The sequence below is a fragment of the Flavobacterium sp. genome (genome assembly GCF_030146175.1).
In the GTDB taxonomy this organism is placed as follows: domain Bacteria; phylum Bacteroidota; class Bacteroidia; order Flavobacteriales; family Flavobacteriaceae; genus Flavobacterium.
Genome location: NZ_JASLCE010000133.1, coordinates 1 through 23,019, shown reverse-complemented (window position 1 = coordinate 23,019; position 23,019 = coordinate 1). Strand labels below are relative to the sequence as shown.

Annotated in this window: 23 protein-coding genes; 13 read left to right on the top strand and 10 right to left on the bottom strand. The window is 36.3% G+C overall.

The window, feature by feature from the left end:
- From Q1R07_RS15195 to Q1R07_RS15135, 13 genes are all read left to right on the top strand, one after another.
- Positions 1-1,131: hypothetical protein (locus tag Q1R07_RS15195; RefSeq protein WP_300491894.1), on the top strand; the 1,131-nt coding region annotated here is incomplete at its 5' end.
- The gene (locus Q1R07_RS15190) at positions 1,106-1,453 is read left to right on the top strand and encodes a hypothetical protein (protein ID WP_300491892.1); all 348 of its coding nucleotides are present in this window, start codon (positions 1,106-1,108) and stop codon (positions 1,451-1,453) included. The genes Q1R07_RS15195 and Q1R07_RS15190, both read left to right, overlap by 26 nt.
- Before the next feature lie 22 nt (positions 1,454-1,475).
- The gene (locus Q1R07_RS15185) at positions 1,476-1,931 is read left to right on the top strand and encodes a hypothetical protein (protein ID WP_300491890.1); all 456 of its coding nucleotides are present in this window, start codon (positions 1,476-1,478) and stop codon (positions 1,929-1,931) included.
- Positions 1,928-3,049, top strand: coding sequence for a type II secretion system F family protein (locus tag Q1R07_RS15180; RefSeq protein WP_300491888.1), 1,122 nt, complete (start codon positions 1,928-1,930; stop codon positions 3,047-3,049). The genes Q1R07_RS15185 and Q1R07_RS15180 overlap by 4 nt, the downstream gene beginning before the upstream one ends.
- A gap of 76 nt (positions 3,050-3,125) precedes the next feature.
- The gene (locus Q1R07_RS15175) at positions 3,126-3,560 is read left to right on the top strand and encodes a type II secretion system protein (RefSeq protein ID WP_300491885.1); all 435 of its coding nucleotides are present in this window, start codon (positions 3,126-3,128) and stop codon (positions 3,558-3,560) included.
- A gap of 1 nt (position 3,561) precedes the next feature.
- Positions 3,562-4,050, top strand: a complete 489-nt coding sequence (locus Q1R07_RS15170) for a hypothetical protein (protein WP_300491883.1) — start codon at positions 3,562-3,564, stop codon at positions 4,048-4,050.
- Between the two features lie 5 nt (positions 4,051-4,055).
- The gene (locus tag Q1R07_RS15165; RefSeq protein WP_300491881.1) at positions 4,056-5,447 is read left to right on the top strand and encodes a GspE/PulE family protein; all 1,392 of its coding nucleotides are present in this window, start codon (positions 4,056-4,058) and stop codon (positions 5,445-5,447) included.
- 3 nt (positions 5,448-5,450) lie between these two features.
- Positions 5,451-7,364 carry a type II secretion system protein GspD gene (locus Q1R07_RS15160; protein ID WP_300491878.1) on the top strand — a complete coding sequence of 638 codons (1,914 nt, stop codon included), beginning with the start codon at positions 5,451-5,453 and terminating at the stop codon, positions 7,362-7,364.
- Positions 7,364-8,554, top strand: coding sequence for a hypothetical protein (locus Q1R07_RS15155; RefSeq protein ID WP_300491875.1), 1,191 nt, complete (start codon positions 7,364-7,366; stop codon positions 8,552-8,554). The genes Q1R07_RS15160 and Q1R07_RS15155 overlap by 1 nt, the downstream gene beginning before the upstream one ends.
- Positions 8,547-9,071, top strand: coding sequence for a hypothetical protein (locus tag Q1R07_RS15150; RefSeq protein WP_300491873.1), 525 nt, complete (start codon positions 8,547-8,549; stop codon positions 9,069-9,071). The genes Q1R07_RS15155 and Q1R07_RS15150 overlap by 8 nt, the downstream gene beginning before the upstream one ends.
- Positions 9,055-10,014, top strand: coding sequence for a hypothetical protein (locus Q1R07_RS15145; RefSeq protein ID WP_300491870.1), 960 nt, complete (start codon positions 9,055-9,057; stop codon positions 10,012-10,014). The genes Q1R07_RS15150 and Q1R07_RS15145 overlap by 17 nt, the downstream gene beginning before the upstream one ends.
- A gap of 6 nt (positions 10,015-10,020) precedes the next feature.
- On the top strand, positions 10,021-10,533 hold the full coding sequence (locus tag Q1R07_RS15140) for a hypothetical protein (RefSeq protein ID WP_300491867.1): 513 nt from the start codon (positions 10,021-10,023) through the stop codon (positions 10,531-10,533).
- 356 nt (positions 10,534-10,889) lie between these two features.
- Entirely contained in the window at positions 10,890-11,948 is a 1,059-nt protein-coding gene (locus Q1R07_RS15135) for a ketoacyl-ACP synthase III (protein ID WP_300491865.1), read from the top strand.
- A gap of 57 nt (positions 11,949-12,005) precedes the next feature.
- On the opposite strand, the gene Q1R07_RS15130 is transcribed toward Q1R07_RS15135, so the two are convergent.
- From Q1R07_RS15130 to vsr, 10 genes are all read right to left on the bottom strand, one after another.
- Positions 12,006-12,197 carry a cold shock domain-containing protein gene (locus tag Q1R07_RS15130; RefSeq protein ID WP_300491863.1) on the bottom strand — a complete coding sequence of 64 codons (192 nt, stop codon included), beginning with the start codon at positions 12,195-12,197 and terminating at the stop codon, positions 12,006-12,008.
- A gap of 27 nt (positions 12,198-12,224) precedes the next feature.
- Positions 12,225-12,656 (bottom strand): cold shock domain-containing protein, encoded by a 432-nt coding sequence (locus Q1R07_RS15125; protein WP_300491860.1) that lies wholly within the window; start codon positions 12,654-12,656, stop codon positions 12,225-12,227.
- Positions 12,657-12,676: 20 nt separating this feature from the next.
- Positions 12,677-13,813, bottom strand: a complete 1,137-nt coding sequence (locus Q1R07_RS15120) for a DEAD/DEAH box helicase (RefSeq protein WP_300491858.1) — start codon at positions 13,811-13,813, stop codon at positions 12,677-12,679.
- 164 nt (positions 13,814-13,977) lie between these two features.
- Positions 13,978-14,253 (bottom strand): RNA-binding protein, encoded by a 276-nt coding sequence (locus tag Q1R07_RS15115; RefSeq protein WP_300491856.1) that lies wholly within the window; start codon positions 14,251-14,253, stop codon positions 13,978-13,980.
- Positions 14,254-14,726: 473 nt separating this feature from the next.
- A complete protein-coding gene (locus Q1R07_RS15110) occupies positions 14,727-15,785 on the bottom strand; it encodes an ankyrin repeat domain-containing protein (protein WP_300491853.1) in 1,059 nt (352 codons plus the stop codon).
- Between the two features lie 396 nt (positions 15,786-16,181).
- Entirely contained in the window at positions 16,182-17,168 is a 987-nt protein-coding gene (locus tag Q1R07_RS15105) for an MBL fold metallo-hydrolase (RefSeq protein ID WP_300491851.1), read from the bottom strand.
- Positions 17,169-17,171: 3 nt separating this feature from the next.
- Positions 17,172-17,900, bottom strand: coding sequence for a hypothetical protein (locus Q1R07_RS15100; RefSeq protein ID WP_300491849.1), 729 nt, complete (start codon positions 17,898-17,900; stop codon positions 17,172-17,174).
- Positions 17,901-17,903: 3 nt separating this feature from the next.
- Positions 17,904-20,603 carry an ATP-binding protein gene (locus tag Q1R07_RS15095; protein WP_300491847.1) on the bottom strand — a complete coding sequence of 900 codons (2,700 nt, stop codon included), beginning with the start codon at positions 20,601-20,603 and terminating at the stop codon, positions 17,904-17,906.
- Positions 20,604-20,701: 98 nt separating this feature from the next.
- On the bottom strand, positions 20,702-21,934 hold the full coding sequence (gene dcm / locus Q1R07_RS15090) for a DNA (cytosine-5-)-methyltransferase (protein WP_300491846.1): 1,233 nt from the start codon (positions 21,932-21,934) through the stop codon (positions 20,702-20,704).
- Positions 21,935-22,048: 114 nt separating this feature from the next.
- Complete coding sequence (gene vsr / locus Q1R07_RS15085; RefSeq protein ID WP_300491844.1) at positions 22,049-22,465, bottom strand: DNA mismatch endonuclease Vsr; 417 nt, start codon at positions 22,463-22,465, stop codon at positions 22,049-22,051.
- Between the last annotated feature and the right edge of the window lie 554 nt (positions 22,466-23,019).

Genomic DNA, 23,019 nt, shown 5'->3' with positions numbered 1-23,019 from the left:
GGTTTGTACAATCAGTTGAATTTATATTACAATTTACAAGAGGAATTATACATTCACAATCAGTCGGTGGTGAATTATGCCTTGGGGAATAAACTGGTGGGTGAAGAGCTTCCGACAGATGAAGAATCCGGAGTGGAAGGAAGTTATGAAGCAAAACCATATGGTTTACTTCATGTACTGCTCGCCAAAACAATGCTGCGAAACGATACGGTTGTCTCGGCACACATCGTAGGGAGTTATTCAAAAGATAAAACCGCCATTCATTTGGCGAATCTATCGAAGTCGCTTCGGTATTCGGGAACGGTTCGGTTAAATGGTGATAATAAATTGCCGTCAACATTTATAGAAACATCGTATCTCACCAATAAAGCGAGTCAGCTTACGGTTACCGGACAAAATACGGTATCCGAGATTAAACTTCCGGAGATCAATGCAAGTTTTAAAAAGATCTTTGAAGGAATCAAAACGGAAAAGGTGGCCTTATCTGATTTTGAAAAAGAAAAAGGAATGCCCTATTTTAATTCGTTTCTAAAGGATACCAAAGAAATTGAGGTAGGCGTAAACACGCTTTCTGGTTTAAACGTGAAAGGAAATTTTGTGTTGCGAGCCAAAGATTCCATCGTGGTTAGTAAAAATGCAGTATTGGAAGATGTGATACTGATCGCACCGAAGATAACATTTGAAGAAGGTTTCAAAGGAACGGTTCAGGCGTTTGCTACCAAAGGAATCGAATTACAGGAAAAAGTGATTTTAAAATATCCGTCTGTGGTTTGTGTGTATAACGATACCGATGGGGAAAGTAAACTTAAAATCAAAAAGGAATGTAAAATTGAAGGCGCCATAGTGTTGTTTGGAAATACAATTCTGACGATTAATAAGAATCTCATGGTGATTGACGAAAAGAGTAAAATACTTGGAGATATCTATTGTACCGGAAAACTGGATTTGAAAAGCGACGTACAAGGTTCGGTCTATACCAATTATTTTTTCCATAAAAACGGATCTTCCGTCAACGATAATATGATTGTGGATATTGAAATCGATCCGCAAAAGCGACCGGAATATTTTATGGCGATTCCGCTATTTGAGGCGAAAAAAAATAAATATGGCATTATTAAAAAAGTATTGTAAAATCCCGGCAAATTCCATTTTGGAATCTGTAATCGCGCTGACGATCATTTCGATCTGTCTCTATATTGCGATTTCGGTGTATGCAGCCGTATTTACACCGCGTACTTCGGCGAAGTTTTACAATACGCAGAATAAAGTCAATGAAATGTTTTACCTGATGCAATTGCAAGGCGATTCGTTGCAATATGAGGGTGAAGATCCGAATCTGGAAATAGAAGAAGAAACCGTGAATCCCGGAGTGAAAAAAATATCCGTACACTATAAAGATAGTACCAATTTCAAGTTTGAAAAGAATTTTTACATACAAGGTAACGGCGAATAAAACGCAGCTAAAAGCCTTTTCAATGATTGAGGCAATTGTGAGCATGGCGATTACGGCCATCATCATGAGCCTGATTTTTGTGGTGTTTTCGATTATTAGCGAAAGATTACTGGATTTTAAAAACCAGAATCAGCCGGTGAACGATCTGAATCGGTTTACGTATTCGGTGAATAAAGACATTTTTGAAAATGAAAAAATAAAGCTTCAGGAAGAAGCACTCCTGTTTACCGGATATGCCGGCGAACAGGTTTTTTATACAGTAGAGAATGACTATCTGTTGCGAACAAAAGGGGAGTTTGTCGACACCTTTAGAATTCAGATAAAAGAAATACAATTGGATTCGGTTTACAGTCGTTCCAAACAACTGGCTTTCCGGAAACTAAATGTAAAGCTCGATGTGAATGAAAAAGAAATGGGATTGCATTTTTATAAACAGATTTATGCCAGTGAATTAATACAGGCAATACAGGAACCATGAGTTTTGATTTAAGTACCTATAAAAAGGAAGCCCCGGAAAAAAAAGAGTTTAAACTCGATACAGGGCAATTTCAGTTCTCGAAAAAGCTATCCGATAAAAAGAAGGAAGTTTTTTACCGCGAATTGGGAATGCTGCTAAAATCGGGTGTGGATTTTAAAAAGGCTCTCGAAATCCTGAGCAACCAGTCGGCGAATAAACTGGAAAAGGAAATCATCCTCCGAATTAAAGAACGGGTGGTCGAAGGAAGAAGTATTTACGAATCGATGCGGGAAACCAATCAGTTCTCTCCCTACGAATATTACAGTATTCAGATTGGGGAAGAAACCCGAAAGCTGGAAGAAGTACTAACCGAGTTGCAAAAATATTTTAACCGTAAAATCCAGATGCAACGACAAATTGTTTCGGTGTTAACCTATCCGACGATTGTCATGCTAGTGACGATATTGGTACTGTATTTTATGTTGAATAAAGTGGTGCCGATGTTTAGTTCCGTTTTTAAACAATTCGGAAGTGAACTACCCAAAAGTACGCAGGTGATCCTGAAAATTTCAAACCATTCGGGAACTATTTTTACGATGGTTGCCATTGTGATTTTTGGCTTGATTGCGGTTCATTTTCTATTAAAAGGAAAAAACAGTTATCGGGCTTTTACAACCGGTTTGTTACTTCGGATTCCGTATTTCGGAAACCTGGTTCGAAAGATTTATATCTCCCGGTTTTGTCAGGCGATGAATTTATTGATCACATCAAAAACAACCTTGATCAATGCGCTTACGCTTACGTCCAAGATGATCGGTTTTTATCCGATTGAAGTCGCGATCGAAGCAATTAAGGAAGATATTACCCGCGGTGTTTCGTTAAGCGATAGCTTAAAAAAGCATACTGTTTTTGAAAATAAAATGGTTTCGATGGTCGAAGTGGCCGAACAGGTAAATCAGTTGGATACCATGTTCGAAAGACTTTCGGAGCAATACAATGAAGAAATCAGTCACCAAACCAAAATGATTGGTGTCGTTTTAGAACCAATGATCATCATTGTAATTGGCGTCATTGTCGGTGTTATCATGGTATCGATGTATGCACCAATGTTCGATTTAAGTAAAATAATTAGGAACTAATACACGTGTCATTAATGTTTGTATTTTAGCGCGCGTTTATAATTAACACTTTTTTAATAAATAAAATAATATAAAGATGTTTAACACTACTAAAAAATATCTTCAAAAAATAAAGAAAGCTGCTGTTAAAGCCTATTCCCTAACGGAGATTCTTATCGTTTTATGTATCATCGGAATTCTATTACTGATGGTATTACCCAATCAGACGTCGGTAATTAGTCAGGCCAAAGCCATCGAAGCGCAGGCGATGCTGAACCAGGTATACGGTTTGCAGAAAAGTTACTTTTACCGTCATTCCAAATATTCCAACAGTTTGGAAGAATTGGGTTTTGAACAGGAAAAAACGGTTCAGGAAGGCGGACAGGCGGTTTATAAAGTGGAAATTATCGAAGCGTCAAACGATTCGTTTATGGCTAGAGCCACTTCGGTTTCCGATTTGGACGGCGACGGAAATTTTAATACCTGGGAAATCGATAATAAAAAAGTACTGACAGAGGTTACGAAAGAATAATATGCTACTCGCGGTACTCCTTTTTTGTTTACTACTAATGGTTTTTCAGGACTGGAAAAACAGGATGATCCATGTGGCATTGCCCGTGGTGGTTTTTGCGCTATCCCTGTTGCAGGTAAAACAGGATTATGGCGCTACGGTCTGGACCATTACGGCTTATAATGTCGCCTTCTTCGGGATAACATTCGTAGGACTAATCGGCTATATGAGTTGGAAAAACAAAGGCTTTTTAAATCCGTTTGAACATTATTTCGGATTGGGTGATTTGTTGTTCTATCTGTCCATAACACCGTTGTTTTTGCTTAAAAATTATGTGGTTTATTTTATCGGATCGATGCTTTTTTCCATACTGTTACAGTTAACGCTAAAAAAGCGTATGAAACATCAAACCGTACCATTGGCAGGGTTTGCATCGCTTTTATTAGTGGTGCTTATTCTTAAAGATCTCTTTTTAAATGTTTATAAAATTACATTGATCAACAAGATATGAATATAATGATCAATCAAGATATACAGCATATTATTTCCAGTGATATGGCCAACCATTACCGGGTTTTGCCAAAAGCAGTCACCGAAACGACGATTGAGTTGTATAGCGATGGCTCCGGCGATCGTAACGACTTGAAAGACGAATTGGAATTGTTGCTTGGAAAGCAGGTGGTGTTTGAATTGTGTGATGCGGTGGAAATCGAAAAAGCACTTTCCATTCATTATCGAAAAGAACGGGAAACCGGTAGTAAGAAATCGCTGAATATCGAAAAAGGGGATTTCCTGGAAAACCTGCTGGAAGAGGCGAAGTCACTTAAAAGTAGTGATATCCATTTTGAAGTATACGAAGAATCGGCGCGAATCCGTTTCCGAATCGACGGTCAGCTTATTGAGCGGTATAAAATCGAAAAAGAGAATTATCTGGAGTTGGTTAATAAGGTTAAGATTCGTTCGAAACTGAATATTACCGAAAAACGATTGCCGCAGGACGGACGGATTACCAACGAAACGTTCGATATCCGGGTTTCGATTTTGCCAACCTTATTTGGAGAGAAAATCGTAATGCGTTTATTGGGTCAGGATGCCTCCAATATCGATCTGAATACGCTTGGATTGGAAAAAGAGGAACTGAGAAGTTATCTGGAAGCGGTAAAAAAACCAAACGGAATTATATTGATCAGTGGTCCTACGGGTTCCGGTAAAACGACGACACTGTATGCGACCCTACGCTTGCTTAACGATTCCAAACGGAATATTGTAACCGTAGAGGATCCGATCGAGTATACGCTTAAAGGGATCAATCAGGTACAATTAAAAGAAGATATTGGACTAACGTTTGCCTCGGCTTTAAAATCGTTCCTACGTCAGGATCCGGACGTGATCATGTTGGGGGAGATTCGGGATTCCGAAACGGCTTTAATGGCGATTCGGGCGTCCTTAACGGGTCACTTGGTATTGTCGACGATTCACACCAATTCGGCCATCGGAACCATTTCCCGATTGGTAGATATGGGCGTGCCATCCTATCTAATCGCGGAAACGCTTAATCTTTCCGTAGCGCAACGATTGGTGCGAAAGCTGTGTAACGATTGTAAAAAAGAGACCGTTTGCAATAAAGAGGACTTTCCGTCGCATTTTGATTTTCCGTTTGAAATCGAAACCTATTTTAAACCGGTTGGTTGTAATAAATGCTACCATAGCGGTTACAAAGGACGACGTGCCATTTATGAGGTGCTAAACATCAATCATACGGTGTCGGAATCCATAAAAAATAATACCATCGCGCAAACGATGGGGAATGATAAAAAACACCAGTCATTGTCCGAAAAAGCCTTTGCTATTTTGGCCGAAGGAGAAACCTCGCTGGAAGAAATATACTCTATTTTAATTAACGCATAAATAATGTTGAAACAAACTGTTTTTTTAATTATAAGTCTTCTGATTACGGGTCTGGCATCAGCACAGGATGCGGATCTGCAGCAAAAACTGGATGAATTTGCCAAACAGAAAAAAGGACTGAATGAAGTGATCAAGATTGATGTCTCCGGATTGACATTACATGATTTTATCCTTTCCATTGCCGAAGAGCATCAGTTAAACGTAAGTCCGGATGCCGATTTAACACAGTCGGTGGTGAATAATTTTTTCGATGTTACGGTAAAGGATGTATTTGTATTCCTGGCGCAAAAATACGATCTGGAGATCGGTTTTGTAAGTAATATCATCACCTTTAAAAAGCGAAAAGAGGTGAAAATTATCGAAAAGAAACAACCTAAATTCGTCGATGTCACTTATAACCCGCAAAACGACTTCCTGTCGGTAAAATTGGAAAACGATTCCCTTCCGGCCGTAGCCAAAGCGATTATCGATAAATCGAGTAAAAACTTAATTCTGGCACCGGATATTAAAGGGATGAAGGTGTCGTCGTATATCTTAAACCGACCATTTGATCAGGTTATCGATATGATGGCAAAATCGAACGATTTGATTGCGACCAAAGACGAAAACGGATTCTTTTATCTTGAAAAAAACAAAGAGGTAAGCGTAAATACAGGAAACGGTAGTATGTCCGGAAGTGGTAGCCGTAACAAGCAGGCCAAAGCGTCGGTAGGTGTTCCGGGTTATTATGAAGTGGATCTGAATAAAGCCGGTTATCTATCGGTAAAAGCGTATGTCGCCGATGTTTCGGATTTGATTACCGAAGCCGCCGAAAAATTACACATCAACTATTTCTTATACAACAAACCTGAAAATGAGAAAACGACTTTGGCAGCCGATAATATTACATTCGACGACTTGCTGGAACACGTTTTTAAAGGGAAAAAATATATTTTTAGAAAACAGGATAATCTATATCTGATTGGCGAACACATTACAGAAGGATTGCGGGCTACCGAATTGATCGCATTGGAAAATCGTTCAATCGAATCCGTACTGTCGTCATTGCCAAAAATATTTTCCGAAAAATTGGAAATCAAGGAGTTTGTAGAACTTAACGGATTGGTTGTGTCGGGTTCTAAATTGACCATTGAAGAGCTTCGGGTGTATATGAAGCAAATCGATAAAGTGGTTCCTTTGGTACAAATCGAAGTGATCATCGCTCAATACAATAAATCCTACGATATTCAGTCGGGAATTAAAGCGGGTATTGATAAAAGTAATATCCCGAAAACAAGCGGTGGTTTATTTCCATCCGCAGATATGACCTTAAACGGTTCGTCTGTGAATAGTTTGATCAACGCATTCAATGGCTTCGGACTATTTAAACTTGGAAAAGTGACCGAGGCGTTCTATCTGAATCTGAAATTGCTGGAAAACAACTCGATAGTAAAAATCGAATCGACACCTAAAATTGCGACAATTAGCGGTCACGAGGCCAAACTGGCAATCGGAGAAACCAGTTATTATTTCGAACAAAACAACCGATTACTAACGAATAGTATCGGTAACGATATTTTACAATCCGGTACGTGGAAGTCGACCGATGCCAACCTGAGTGTGTCGATCAAACCGTATGTGTCGGCAGACGAAAACGTAACACTGAATATTGCGGTGGAAAAAAGTTCCTTCCTGGGAAGAGCGGGAGATACCGCACCTCCGGGGAAAGCAACGCAAAAGTTTGAATCACTGGTACGGGTGAAAAACAACGAAATGATTTTATTAGGCGGATTGGATGAATTGAAAAAGGAAAACTCCGGTTCGGGGGTTCCGTTAATTTCCCGTATTCCGATTATTAAGTGGTTTTTCAGTAGCCGTAAAAAAGCGAAAAACGATTCGAAATTGCATATTTTTATTAAACCTACCGTTGTTTACTAATGCTGACTTTTCTGTCTAAAATAATAAAGATCAACACGGTCAATATCGTTGGGGTTTCCAGAGATGAAAATACGGAAACCTATAATCTGCTTACGGTAAAACGCAAGGGGAATACAATTGATATTGTCGAAACGGCCACCTACGATTCGTTCGAAAATCTAAAGAAAAAGATCGATCTCAAATTGCCGGTCATTATTGCGCTCGATGGTAAAGGCGTACTGAATAAAAAAATCGATTTTAATAATGAAGCCGACGTAAACTGGCAAAAGAATGTCGATTATAATTCGATTTACTTTACAGCCTATAAAGCGGGAACGGCCAATTATATGAGTTTTTGCCGGAAAAATGCCGTAACGGAAGTACTGCAAAAATTCACCGCCGAAAAATTTCAGGTAATCGATGTGTATGTCGGAGCTTTTCTGGCGGCTTTGTTGCAAACGGCTATCGGGGAACCAAAAATCCTGGCGAGCGATCTGATGCTGGAATTTGACGATACCGGACTTTCGGGTTTTGAAAAACAATTCGCCGAAATCCCGATGAAGTTGAAATACAAAATAAACGAGGATATAATCAACAGCGATTTTATCCCGCTTTATGGTGTACTGGTGCATTTCTTTTTACAACCAAAAGCCGTTACCAAAACGGAAAGCGGTATGCTTAATGTAGAGGAGATCATTTATAAAAAAGCATTTACGCTGTTCGGAACGGTGATGTTGGTTGGCTTTTTACTGAGTTTGCTAACGAGTTATCTGCTAATCCACTATTACGGGAGTAAAAATGCCGAACTCAATCTTCAGAGTGTTTATTCCAATCAATCGTATCAATTGGTACTGGATATGGAAAAACAAAAGGAGAAAAAAGAAAATATCCTAAAAGAATCCGGTTTCGGATCGTCGCGTTTCCTTTCGTTCTATTCCTACGAATTGATCAAAATGACACCGGGCGATATCGTACTGAATGAATTAAACGTTGTACCGTTGGCCAAAGAGGTAAAAGCGACCGAAAGGGTATTGCTCGATCCGGGAACGATTGTGTTAAAAGGAGAAACCTATAACGAAGCGTCTTTTAATAACTGGATGGGCAATCTGAAAAACAACAAATGGATCAGAAAGTTTGAGATTACCCAGCTAAAAAAGGATAAAAAGAATAAAACCCAGTTTGAAGTAAAAATCACGATTAAAGATGTTTGAGAATTATTCCTATAAACAGAAATGCGGTGCGCTGGTGGTGGTTTTTATCATGCTGTCGGTTACTGCCTATAAAAGGTCTTTTTCGTCCCTGTTTCAGGTGGTAAAAGAGTACCGGGAGCTTTCATCGCGCGTGGAGGATATTAACAAGAAAGCCAAAAATGCCGACGAGTTGCGAAAAGAGATTGCCTATCTCGATGCCATGCTGGGGAAAGAAGGCGTAACAAAAGAAATGGTACAGCAGGGAATGGTCGATTTTGCTACGCGGTCACAACCCGGAGTGTCGATCCACGAATTGGCGCCAATTCACAGTTTTACGGATGAGAATTACACGGTTTTTACGAACCAGCTGGATGTGGTCGGAAATACCAATCAGTTGTTGAAAATGGCCTATGATTTCGAAAAACAATACGACTATTCGCGAATGGTTGGAATCAAATTGTTTACAGCAAAAAAGAATAATAAAGAAGAAGTTTTACATTTAAAAATGATATTTCAAAACTATGAGAACAATAAGTAAGATTGCCCTTTTTCTGGTAGCGGTTTTTATGTCTTCCTGTGAAGATATTTTGGAAAAGGATATTTCCAATAGTACGGTTCAGGCGACTTATCCGTTAAATGCGGCAGTTGTTCAGAGCAATGTGGTGAATTTCCAGTGGAATAAAATGGACGGTGCCAAAACCTACAGAGTTCAGGTTTATGATAACAATCAGTCGCTGATTGCCGAAAAAGAAACGGAAGATTTGCATTTGGAACAAGAATTGCCATCCGGTCAGTACCAATGGCGTGTACGCGGGGAAAACTTTGCGTATCAGTCGCAATATACATTCCCGATTTCGTTTTCTACGCAAATCACCGAAGATCTAACCAATCAGTTGGTCGTGTTATCCAGTCCGGATTCTGATATTTATACCAATCTGGCTACGATGACCTTAAGCTGGCAAAGTCTGCAGGCGGCGACAAATTATAGTGCCGAAGTAGTGAATACCAGTACGGGTCAGTCGGTATATTCCAATACCAACCTAACGGCAACTTCTATTTCGTTGGATAATGTGGCCTTGACATCAGATGGTGTTTACCAGTGGAAAGTTCAGGCGATGAACAGTAACAATAGTACACAAACGCAATTCAGTACCCGTAAGTTTAATATCGATCGTGTAAATCCGAATCAGCCGCAAAATACGGCACCGGCGAATAATGCTACGTTGAGTCTCAACCAGCAGATTACTTTTTCCTGGACGATTTCGCAGGATTCCGGAACGGTACAATCGCCAATAAGCTATGTTTTACAGTTTTCAGATAACCAGAGCTTTTCAAGTATCTCTCAGCAATTTGATGTAACGTCAACTTCTTTCCAGCAAACATTCACGACGGCTGGAACGTATTACTGGCGTGTAAAAGCTAAAGATAAAGCGGGTAATGAAGGAACGTATAGCGCAGGCTTTAAAATTGTTTTAAACTAAAATACTATGGCAAAAAAGAAAATAAATATTGTATTGATCCTGGCCGTTTTGGGGTTATGGGGAACCGTGGTCTATAAAGCCGTGTCTCAATATTTTTTTTCGGAAGAGGTAAAAACTGCTGCCGTTGCATCCGATTATAATTTTAAAGCCAGAAAGATCGAAAGGGATACGTTTACACTTGAAAAAATAAACCGGGATCCTTTTCTGAACAAGGCATTGCTACGCGCCGAAAGTAATCCTACTGTCGTGCCAAGAGCGGCTGTTTCGGGAGCGAAAAGGACTATGCCGGTAAAAACGGTTGACGATAAGCCTAAAGCGGCAAAATACTGGCCAATAGTGTCGTATTACGGTTATATCAAAAGTGGTGATAAAAACGAATTGGTCATGCTTAAAATCGGAAATAAAATGCATCGCCTTCATAAAGGCCAGGAAGTGGAAGGTTTGATGCTGAATAAAGTTTTTAAAGATTCCGTTGAGGTACGTTTTAATAAAGAAAACAAAATCGTCCGAAAAGGATAAGATAATAAGAAATGCCCTGACAAACAGGGCATTTTTTTTGTGATTACGATTCCTAAAGTAGTGATGGTTTTAAGGATAGTATCCACTGTGGTATAATTATCGAACCGATTCGAAGCCAATCTGGATCAAATGGAAGCACTTTGGGATAATAGTAAAACGATGGTGTAGATGAATTTGTAAAAGTTAAGGCAATAGGTCATTAACCGTAATATGTCAAATCTCCTGTCGGTGTAGAAATGTATTTCTAAAGTTATGAGCAAAGTGAAGAAAGACTTATTGGTTTAAATTACTATATTTACAAGATCACTTTAAATTCGCTTCATCTAGGGAGCTACTGTAAAAAGTGATCCTTTTAAATGAGTAGTAAAATTATTGGTGTCGGTAATTACATTCCTTCACAAACCATTACTAATCTATTTTTTGATAAACATCACTTTTTAGACCAGGCAGGTTCCGTATTAAAACAAGATAATGCTACAATAGCGAGTAAGCTTAAAGAAATAACAGGTATTGAAGAAAGGCGTTATGCGAATTCGGATCAGGTGACTTCCGATCTGGGTTTTTTAGCGGCGCAATCTGCTATAACTGATTCCGGTATTGATCCGGAAACGTTAGACTATATTATTTTTGCGCATAATTTTGGAGATGTTCAGATAGGAACAATACAATCCGATATGGTTCCAAGTCTTGCCTCCCGGGTTAAGCATCTTTTAAAAATCAAAAACAATTTTTGTGTAGCTTATGATGTTTTGTTCGGATGCCCGGGATGGGTCGAAGGTATGATACAGGCTAATGCTTTTATAAAATCCGGAATAGCCAAAAGATGTCTTGTTATAGGAGCGGAAACACTTTCCCGTGTGGTCGATATTCATGACAGAGACAGTATGATTTATGCTGATGGAGCCGGTGCCGCTATTTTGGAACTATCGAATGATGAATCCGGAATAAAATCGCATATATCCGGTTCATTTACCTTAAATGAAAAGGACTATTTACATTTTGGAAAATCGTACAACAATGAAAATTGTCCAAGTATACGTTATCTGAAAATGGATGGTAAAAAAATTTATGAGTTTGCTCTTTTAAACGTGCCGGGAGCCATGCAAAAATGTCTGGACGAAAGTGGTTATTCGATTAATGATCTTACTAAAATAATCATCCATCAGGCAAACGAAAAAATGGATGAGGCAATCGTTAAACGATTTTATAAAATCTATAAGACAGAAGTGCCCGAAAATATAATGCCAATGGTTATTCAAAAACTGGGAAATAGTAGTGTGGCTACCATTCCATCGCTATTAAAAATGATCATGAAAGGTGAGCTGCCTGAGCATTCTGTCAAAAAAAATGATATCGTTCTTTTTGCATCCGTGGGAGCGGGAATGAATATTAATGCATTTGTATATCGGTTTTAAAATAAAAAAAGGCGTGTATAAAATTTATACACACCTTTTTACAAACAGAACAGGCATTTATTTTCTTTTGACATTGATTGCCGTTAGTCCTTTTCTACCTTTTTCTACGTCAAATACAACTTTGTCATTTTCTTTAATATTATCTAATAGTCCCGTGCTGTGGACGAAAATATCGGTATTATTACTTTCCTGAAAAATAAATCCAAACCCTTTGGATTCATTAAAAAATTTTACGGTGCCTTCTTGCATCTCTTGTTTATTTAATTTGTTATTATATTACTTTTTTTTAATAGTTGTGGCCTGATAGCCTTTTGGTGTTTGCTCCTTTTTAAAGTGAACCAAATCGCCCTTGCTGACAGGTTCGTTTAATTGGCCGTAGTGGAAAAACACGTTTTCGTTGGTGTTATCTTCCGTGATAAACCCATATCCTTTCTCACTCATATAAGACACTATGCCTGAAAAATCAGAGTCGAGCATATCTGCCTGAGCCTTTTTAGCCCGTTTTGCTTTTGCAAAATCCTCTTCCTTATTCTGAAGATGAGGAGGTAATGAGGTAAAGTTTCCATTGACATCGATATAAATAATCATATCGTCAAGGCTTTTTCCTTTATTGTTGTTTGTTTTCCGTTCTTCCCTGCGGGATATTTTATCTTGTTGCTTTTTTTGCTTCTTTTTATTGTTCTCTTTTTTTGAAAACGAATCTGCCATATTTATTGATTTCTTTTAAATTAAACGGGAATGGAGTAGCTTTTTTTGGGATGTAGGACCATTGTGCTAGGACCAATTAGTTTCTGAATGCTTTTCAATTCTTTTTTCTCTTCATCATCACAAAATGAAATAGCAATACCTTGCATTCCGGCACGTCCTGTTCTTCCTATTCTGTGAACGTAGGTTTCCGGTACATTGGGCAATTCGTAATTGACAACATGTGGTAATTCATCTATGTCGATTCCTCTTGCTGCAATGTCGGTTGCAATTAAAACGCGAATACGATTGTTTTTAAAATCATTTAATGCTTTTTGTCGGGCATTTTGGGACTTATTGCCATGTATTGCGGCGGCATAGATTCCTGTTTTAGCCAGCCTTTTCGCTAACTTGTCGGCTCCATATTTTGTACGGGCGAAAACTAAGGATCTCTCGATCGAAGAATCGTCCAGAATATTCATAAGTAAGTCAAACTTTTCATTTTTATCTACAAAATACACCGACTGTTTTACAGTTTGTGCGGTAGATGAAACGGGAGTCACATTGATTTCTATAGGGTTGTATACCATAGTATGTGCCAGTTTCCGTATTTCGGGAGGCATTGTTGCCGAAAAAAACAGGGTTTGTCTTTTTGACGGAAGCTTTGCCACTATTTTTTTGACATCCTTTACGAATCCCATATCTAGCATACGATCGGCTTCATCAAGTACCAGTATTTCGATAGCGGATAGGTTGACATGGCCACTTGCCAGTAGGTCTAATAATCTACCCGGGGTGGCAATCAGAATCTCAATATTTTTTTTAAGAGCCTTTATTTGGGGTTCTTGTGGTACGCCTCCAAAAATCACCAAATGATTTGATGATAGTTTTTTGCTATACATTTTGAAATTTTCATCAATTTGTATTGCTAATTCTCTTGTGGGAGCCAATATTAAAGTTCGGATACCTTTTTTAACGGTAGGATTCTGGTGTAATAATTGCAAAACAGGTATCGCAAATGAGGCCGTTTTTCCGGTTCCCGTTTGCGCACAACCGATTACGTCCTTACCTTCTAAAATAGGAGGGATCGCCTGATGCTGAATTTCGGTCGCCTCTTTATATCCGGCCAGATTTATGGCTTCTATAATAGGCGGTATTATATTTAAATTTTTAAAGTTCATTATAGGAGTGTCGGAATACCGATGTTTTTAGTATGTAAAATAGACTTATAAAACCACCTAAAAGAAATATCTTTTGAGATGATTGCTGTTTTCCTTTTACGATTTAAATGATGGGAGATTTTTAAATCGTAAAGAATATGTATTAGAAAAGGGAACTATTACTACTAGTAGTTTTTTTTCTTAAAGGGAGTGTTGTTTTCTTGAGGTAGCGCTTCTTTTACTACCATCATACGGGAATCCAGTTCAGAATTGTTCAAATTGGTTATCGCATTTTCTGCTTCTGCTAATTCTGTCATTTCTACAAAAGCAAACCCTCTTGAATGTCCGGAAAATTTGTCTGTGATGATTTTAACCGAAGTAACTTTTCCAAACGTAGCAAATGCGTTTAACAATTGTTCTTCAGAGGTTTTAAAGTTCAGGTTGCCAACAAAAATATTCATAAGTAAATAAATTAAGATTAAAAAATGGCACCTGAAAAAAGCAAAAACTGAGAGAGAGAAAAAGAATGTTTTAAACTATTCCAGAGAAGTCAACAGAAACCTGTTTGTATTTTATTGGTACAAATGTAGTCAAAAATAATTGATAATCAGTAAAATATAAAATATATTTTGAAATAGAACGGTCGCTTTTAATTAATGCAGTAACAAAAGCCCATTTTTTGTATTGCGTTTTTGCGACTATAATCATTACAATTTCGCTAAATCAAACAACGGCGTTCATTTGCTTCGTGAAAAAAAGAAGTTCGCTAAAGCAATAAAAGGGATAATGAATATCCCTCGAAAAAAGGGCACTACCTGTTTGGTAAAATATGAAATGAAAAACTTGTGCAGAGGGCAATTAAAAAGCACTTTCGCGTATAATTAGATTATGTGCTTACTCCGCCATTTTAAAAGCCCTTGTTCGCTATAGCTCTTTAACGGTTATAATCTGTTACAGCTAAACTTTTAGGAATGGGATTGTTAAGTACCCATTTTACGCCTAATTCACTCATTACATATATGTTTTCAGTATTTTTAGCTTTTACTTCATTTGTAATAATAGCCAGTTCTTCTATTTCTTCTTTGGAAAGTTGATTTTCTTGCTGAATATATTTGAAATAACCGTCTACCATTTTTTTATATTCAATGTCCCAATTGCCACCTCCATTGTCTAGTAATTCCCGGGCTACTTTTCCTGTGATACGAATAACTTCTCCCTGTACGGTTTGTGCCGCACCACGTCCGGGAACCAAAAGCCCCCATAATTCTTCGTGTTGCTTCTGCCAGGTTGTAGCTGTGACGGTAATAGGCGATTTGCCGTCATATACGATCCGTCTTGGAACAGGGTCAACCTCGAAGATACTGTAAAGTTCATCTAAAGCATTGCTTGTTTGTTCCGTTTCTTCATCATAAAAATTCGGTCGGTGTTGTTCAAACCTTTTTCCGATTTCAGTAACGAATTCTTTCATTTTTTCTGTTTTCTCAGTACTGGCGTTTAGTAATATTTTGGAAATTTCAAGGGTATCTTCTATGTCGATATTATTACAACTCCTCAAAGCCGACTCCAATGGGGTGTAGTCGCCATAACCGTCCGAAACCAAAGCCTTAATGTCGGCTCCGTGTTCAAGCAGTATTTTTATGTTCTCAGTATTATGGTTTTTTGCAGCACAATGTAACGCTGTTCCTTGACGAGTGTTTGTGTTTACATTTGCGCCCAATTCTAATAGACTCGTAATGTTGCTCGAAAAACGTTGGTTAGAACTCTCCTGAAGTGGCGTGTAGCTATAATCATTAAGTGCTTCTATATCGGCTCCCTGTTCAACCAGCCATTTGGCTAATTCGTGTGGGCATTCTGCAAACGACAATGCTGTTCCTTTGCTGTAGCCACCACGAGCTTCTATCTCGCATTTATCAAATAGTTGAATAAGTTCTTGAATGTCTCCTTTCTTAAGAAGTTCCTTAAAGTCTTTCGGTAATGTTTTCTTTTTTGCCATATTGTTTTTTAATTGTAGCTAATGGTTCGGCAGCTTGGTGAAGTGGCGGATAAATTAGATGGAAAGTTCAATTTAGCAGAAACGTAAACAATGCAGCGAGCCGTTGACTAAAATAATAAAAAAGCCAATACGGAATAGTATTAGTAGTGAAAAAAATGTGCGAAATTTCAATCATTATCAAATCCCTATGGTGTGGATGTGTCTCGGGATGAGGTTTGCATTTGTTCTTTAAATACCCAAGCGAAGAGAAGGTGTGGTAGCATAAAGGATATAAAAACAAAAAAGCTCCAAACAACGTTTGGAGCTTTTGTACCATGGATGGGAGTGCTTTTGAACTTTTATTTGCGTTTTTGAAGGTTTTGAGAAAGATTATGGATCGCTAATTTTGTCTAAAAATTATTGAAAAACTTTATCGCCATCGGTATAAGAGTCTATAAGAGTACTAAATGTATCTAGTTTACCACTTAAACTTCTTAATTCAACTAAATGATTGAGGAATTCTTTAGAGCCATTATAAAGGCTTGTACAATGAATATTATATCCATCTTTAAAAAAATTATTTAATACCTCGAAATGAGGATGCTTATATTTTGCATTCTCTCCGGCAGAAGCTACTGCATGCCTTTCATCAGTTTTAATAATATGATCCCAGAATGGCTTATGATAATTCTTAGATGCACCATGATGGGGCATTTGTCCTATGTATAAAAATTTTTCTAATAATTCATCGTGCGATTTTTCTTTTAATAAGCGTTCAAATGTAATAGGTTCACTATCAGAAGTAAGTAGGAAATAGTTGTCGTTTTTTACAAGACAGAATAAAGTTGACAAATAATTTGCTCCGCTACTTGCTGCTTTTTTATTTTTCTCTGGTTCTCCATTGACAATTGCCATATATCGCTCTGCTTCTTCTTGGCTTGGAGATAAGCATTTTAAATATAAATTGTCGCCTAAATCTTCTCTCCAACGTTCTTGAACAAATTCCATTTTCATAATGTGGTTAGAGTCTTTGAGTTCGCTAACTTTTTTTATAATTTCACAAAGATCAGCAAGTGCTGCAGTATCAATCTCAACCCATTTAAGATAGTTGTAAAAATCTCTTCCTAGAATAAATAAAGTATGTGCGAATTTTTTAACTGTGATATTTTTATTTTTTACATAGTCTAATAATTCAATCATTCCAGAGAAATGATCAGAATGGGGATGAGATAAAATTATAAATTCAATTTCTTTAAGGAAATCTAAAGTCTTTAAATGTTCAACAATTGGATTTATTTTGCCTTTTTTGTTACAATCTATTATGCCTATTTTTTGTACTCCAGATTTTTCCCACTCTAATATAATTGAGTCACCTTGTCCTACATCTTTAAATGTTACTTTCATAGTTTAGTCATTATCTTCTATAAAAAAAGCTGTATCTTTTAGATCTTCAAAATAATCAATAGTTAAAAATTTCTGGGACAAATCAGAATCTTCTTTAAATACGTTAATTTGTCTTGTTCCTAATTCTGTACTCATTGAAATTCTAATGAAATTACCAACTTTTAAATCTTCTAAGCCTGAAAATAATTCTTGATCAAATTTTCTTACTTGGAATGTCGTTTTTTCTAAATTTAACAAACAATTAATGAGATAGCCATCATCTTCAATTTCTAGAATTTGCCCAAATATAACATCAGTTGTTTTTTTATTGTCTGAAGCGGATTCAATTAATTGATCTATCTTAGAATTAAAATCAAAGGTGTCGATGTTAAAATCTGTTTTTTGCCAAGCTTCAACATAAGTTGGGTATAGTTGAACTTCTGCAAGAACTGCTAACAATTCTTCTTGTTTATCAGTGTCTTTTGACCAAATTACAAGGATATATTTTGAATTTGGGACTATAATGCGAGATACCCATTGTGCAGATATATAAGCATCAAACTCCATAGTTCCGTAATGAAGATCAAGAAAGACTAATTTAACGCTTTCAATAGGCTCCGCAGGATAATTGTTGACATCTGGTGAAGCATTAAAAAAAATACTTCCAGCATGCATTTCATGAATAGAATTTTTTAGTGGTTGTATTTGAGCCTGAATATCATCAACAAATGCAACTTGGGGACCAATGATCATATCTTAGTTTTTATTAAAAATTAATTCAACAATAGCTCCATTATATGTGTCGGGTAATTCTGTATTGTCATTGTCAGTATATATCTTGAGTTTACCATATTTCATCATGATGGTGTCTATCAAATACATTCCTATTCCTATGCCTCCTTCTTTTCTGGAAAAAAAAGGAGTTATTATTTCATGTAATTCATCTTTGAAACCAGGACCATTATCAGCAATAATTATATGTGTAGCTCCTTCATTTTTGTATGCTTTGATGAGTATAGTCTTTTTATCTTTATTGATTGTGTCAAGCCAATAAATACTATTATCAATAAGATTCATAAGCATTGTAATGGCATACCTCTTATCGCAATTAAATAATCCAATATCTTCAGGAATATCTTTCTCTATTTCAATTTTTCTTACTTTAAGCTTAAGTTGATAATTATTTACGGCCAGATCAATTACTTCTTTAATGTCAATAGGTTTTGTCCCGGCTTGTTTTAAAACAGAGAGTATGCCAGATACATATTCATCAAGTTCTTCTACTTGGGTCCTTATTTTTTCCGTATCTATAGGAGCAACTTCAACTGTTTCTTCCATTCTTGGAACCAGTTTTTCTATTTCATGTAAAGCGACAGAGGCAGTCATACCAACTCCGGCTGGTATTAATAATGTGTCTTGTGCTTTTTCATAATCGTTTTCTATTTGTGTAGCTTCATTAAGTAATTTCTGCTTTTCTTCATCATCAATTTCAATTTCATTAACTAGAGTCATAAAGTTTGAAATACGATCTTTGAATGAATTTTTTTTCTCTTTTTTATTAAACAAAATCCATTGTTGCCTATCTTTTTGCCTCTCTATCCTGAACTGAAGCAATATATATTCAATAACAATTTTGAAAAAATCAAAACTCTCATTATTTAAAAAGCCTTCACGATTTGTTTTTTCAATCAAAGCACCAGAGTTTGCAGAATCTAAGTATATAAATCCAATATTCTGATTATTTGAAAACCATTCTTTATTATTAACACGTTTTAAGTCTAATCCGAGCCAGTCATTATCTGGTTCTCCATAATCATATACTCTTAAGTCATCTTTAAAAACTCGTATACCATGTTGGTCTTTTATGGCTTTTTTTAGTACATCTGGCGTATAGGTAACATCTTTTAACGATGGTGAATCGAGGTCATAAGAATATAACTCAATGATCAATCCTCCAAATGGTAGAGGATCTTTTTCCTTTTCTTTCAGTAATTCTTCAATTTTGATATCTTCAAACCCTTTTTCTTCATAATAGGCTCTTAAAACAGGACGCAAACTTCCCATAATATTTACACCTATATCAGCTTTAATTTCCCGTGAGCCAATAGTTGGATTATTGGCTAGCTTAAAGGTATAATCGAATTGGAGATTGTAATCTTTGTCTAAAATCGCTGTAAGTTTATATGGTGCTTGAAGTAATAGCTCATCAATTTCAGGAAATCTATCCAGCCAGTTATTATAAAAGTTTAAATCAATCAGAAATTTTTGTGGATCATTTTTTGGAGAAGTCATAGCCAGAGTATGACGCTTAAGCTGTCTGGCCATTCCTCTGTTCCAGGTTTCTTTTAAATCTGATATTTTGATATAAGTTCCCGAGCTATTCTGGAAATAAAAACTTTTTTTGTCTGTATTTTTTTTATATTCTATATTGATCTCAGATAAATAACTCGATTGTGTAAAAATTTTCCAATCGATTTCTATCTCTACTTCATAGTCCAATAACTTATTTTCCAAAACATCCCCGTTATTATCAAGAATAAGTTCAGAGGGTCTGCTGATTAATTTTATCTTGTTTCCAAGTTTATGAACTGCAAATCTTCCAACTCCTTTTTCACCCATAGGTACCCTTTTGAAAATAGGGCTTCTGATTATAATTCTTTTGCCAAAAGTATCATAAGGTTTTCTATATGCTGTGCCAGGTTCCAACCAGACATCTCTGAGTACTTCCTCTTTAATTCCGGTTCCGGAATCTTTTACAATAATGTTAGCCTGTTTTGGATCTTGAATATTATTAAAGTGAACTTCTACTTTTTTTGCATCGGCATCATAACTATTTTTAATTAATTCATAAATTGCCATTACAGGGTCTTTAATAAGTTCTTCGCCTAATAATGTAAGTATATGTGCTTTAGGTTTAAAACTTGCAGACAGAATTTCTGTTTCTTCTGAAGGAAATAGTTCAATTTCATATTGAGTCTCAGTTTCTACTGGTGCTTGCTGTTCTACTTCTGATGTACTGGATCCATTTGGAATCAAAGCATTTGTATGTTGCTTTTTAATTCCGAATTCTTTTAAGAAGATCTCTTGTTCCACTTCATCTGAAATTTTAAATCCGGAATATTCATCTTCTGAAGTTTTACATATAATAACGAGTTCATCTACTTTGAAATGTACTCCAAGACGTGTAATTCGATATTCATTACGGGTGCCACCCCCATAATATTTTAAACAACATTGTGAAGTAGTGCCGTTTGACCAAGTAATCTCTGCAAAACGCTCTTTGTTTTGCCCTTTCACTCCCGGCTTATCAAAAAGAAGTTTATACGAGTTTTTAGGTATATAAAGGCCTGCCTGATGGGCTCCTGTTGTACCTGCATCATTGGGGCTCGCAAACTTACAAAATGAAAATTTACTGGCTTTAACTGTATTTATTGCTGTGTAAAGAGTTTCAGACATAGAAATATGTTTTGGAGAACTAAAAATATGAAAAATATTAATTTCGTAATACTTTTTATTAAAACACTTTCTTGCAGATGGAGTGAGAAAGTTAACTGTCAGATATTATTTCTATTCAAGACTTCAACAATTTCCTGCCCAACTGCCTGCATAAGTGGAACTACAATCGAGTTGCCGAATTGTCTATATGCTTGCGCATCTGAAACGGGAATTCTAAAATTATCCGGATATCCCTGTAATCTGGCACATTCCCGTGGAGTTAAACGTCGTGGATTTCTTCCATGTTGCGGAAGTAAAATCTCTGCGCCGTCTTTATAATATCTGGCTGAAAGAGTTCTGCTAATACTATCTAAATTTGTAAGGCCATAGCCAAAGCCATTGCCTTTTGCTCTGTGTTTTGCTGCATATTCCTGAAGATAATTCCAAAGCTTATCGCTTAAGGTGTATTTGTCTAAAACATTTGGTTCCAGAATGGTTCTGATAGCATGATTATTGTTTTGTATTTCAGGGAAAATGAAATTTTCCTCTCCATTAAATTCATTTCTGTCAAAGCCCACAATTACAATCCTTTCTCTGTGTTGTGGCACAAAATGTTTTCCGTCAAGAACCTTACAATGAATATTATATCCAAGTTCATTTAACGTTCCCTGAATTATTCTAAAAGTATTACCCTTATCGTGTGAAACTAAATTTTTTACATTTTCTAATAAAAAAGCTCTGGGTCTTTTGGTTTCAAGTATTCTTACTATATCAAAAAAGAGTGTTCCTTGGGTTTCATCTCTAAATCCATGATTTCTACCCAATGCATTTTTTTTGCTTACACCAGCAAGAGAAAAGGGCTGGCAAGGAAAACCGCCAACAAGGACGTCGTGATCAGGAATGGTATTTTCGTCAATTTGAGTAATATCTCCAAATGGAACTTCACCAAAATTAGAACTATACGTCTTTTTTGCATAATTGTTCCATTCGCTGGAGAAAACACATTTTCCTCCAATATTTTGAAGCGCAAGTCTAAAACCTCCTATGCCTGCGAATAAATCTATAAAACTAAACGTAGTATTGGCATGTTCAGTAAAAACTATATCCTCATTTCGGATATTCCCGGTGTCAATTAATTCAGATATTTCCTCTTTATTAAAAACAACATCTGGGTATTCTTTTTTGAGAATTTCGGTTATATATATAAGTGCTTCACGTTTAAATTCGCCCGAATGAGCAAAATGTGTTATTACAGCTTCTTTGTCTGTTAAAGTTTTGCTTTCTTCTACTGATCTTTTTATTGAAAATTTTATTTTTTCAAGTACTAATTCTGGTTCTAGGACACTATTCATTCTAATCATTAAGTAGTCACAAATTTACAATAATGGATTTATATAAAGCAGAATCTGGCTAATCATTTTAAAAGTGTTTTGTTGTTTTGACTTTAGAAGGTGAGGTGGAAATTACTAATTCTGGATTAGAAAAGGTAATTGATTTAATGTTTTATCTGCTTTTTTAAGCCTTAATTCACATTCCCAGATTGTAATTATCTTCCAACCCGAATTTTGCAAAGATAATATCACTTTTTTATCATTAGAAATAGTAGTATTAATTTTATTCAACCACCATTCTGTTCTTGTCTTGGGAACAACAAAATATTTACAGCCTTCATGACCATGCCAAAAACATCCATTTACAAATATTACTGTTTTATATTTGGGTAAAATAAGGTCTGGTTTGCCGGGTAATTTTTTGTCATGTAGACGATATCGAAATCCTTGTGAAAAAAGAAATTTTCTAACCAGCAGTTCAGGTTTGGTGTTTTTGCCCTTTATTCTACTCATGTTAAAACTCCTTATTTCTTTAGAATGTACGTCTGTCATTGTTATGTTTTTTAGACCTTATTATGTTAGAAGGGAAAAATTTTCAGATGCTTTTTATATTTTGCTATAACAAGTTTGGTTTAATAAGTTATTGATTTTTAAAGTTTTTAAATGGTTTTGCTGCTGTTTTTAGAGACTAAATTTTGGTTCGTGGGTGTGCCGTTGTGAATTAGTTTTTAGTAAGCATGATCTATATAATATCAGTATAAAATTAAGTAGTTCAATAGCTTATTGTCTATCAATGTTCTTGTTTGTAGTAAAGGTAATATAAATATATAGTTTAGATGTGAAAATGTATTTCTTGTCAAAGGTGTTTCTTTGGAAATAATAAAATGGATAACAGGCAATTCTAGACTTTAGAAGGTCGATTATTTATTCGTATTGGTTTTGAATGCCTGCCAAATACCTCTATCTGCTTTAGATATTGGTGTCTAACCGATAAATAAACAGCACAATATAGTTGTATAGCAGGTCATATATCCCTACCTTGTAAGGATAAGATATCTGATTATGAAAGCGATAGGGTATATGCGTTTAAGTTCGAAGGATCAGTC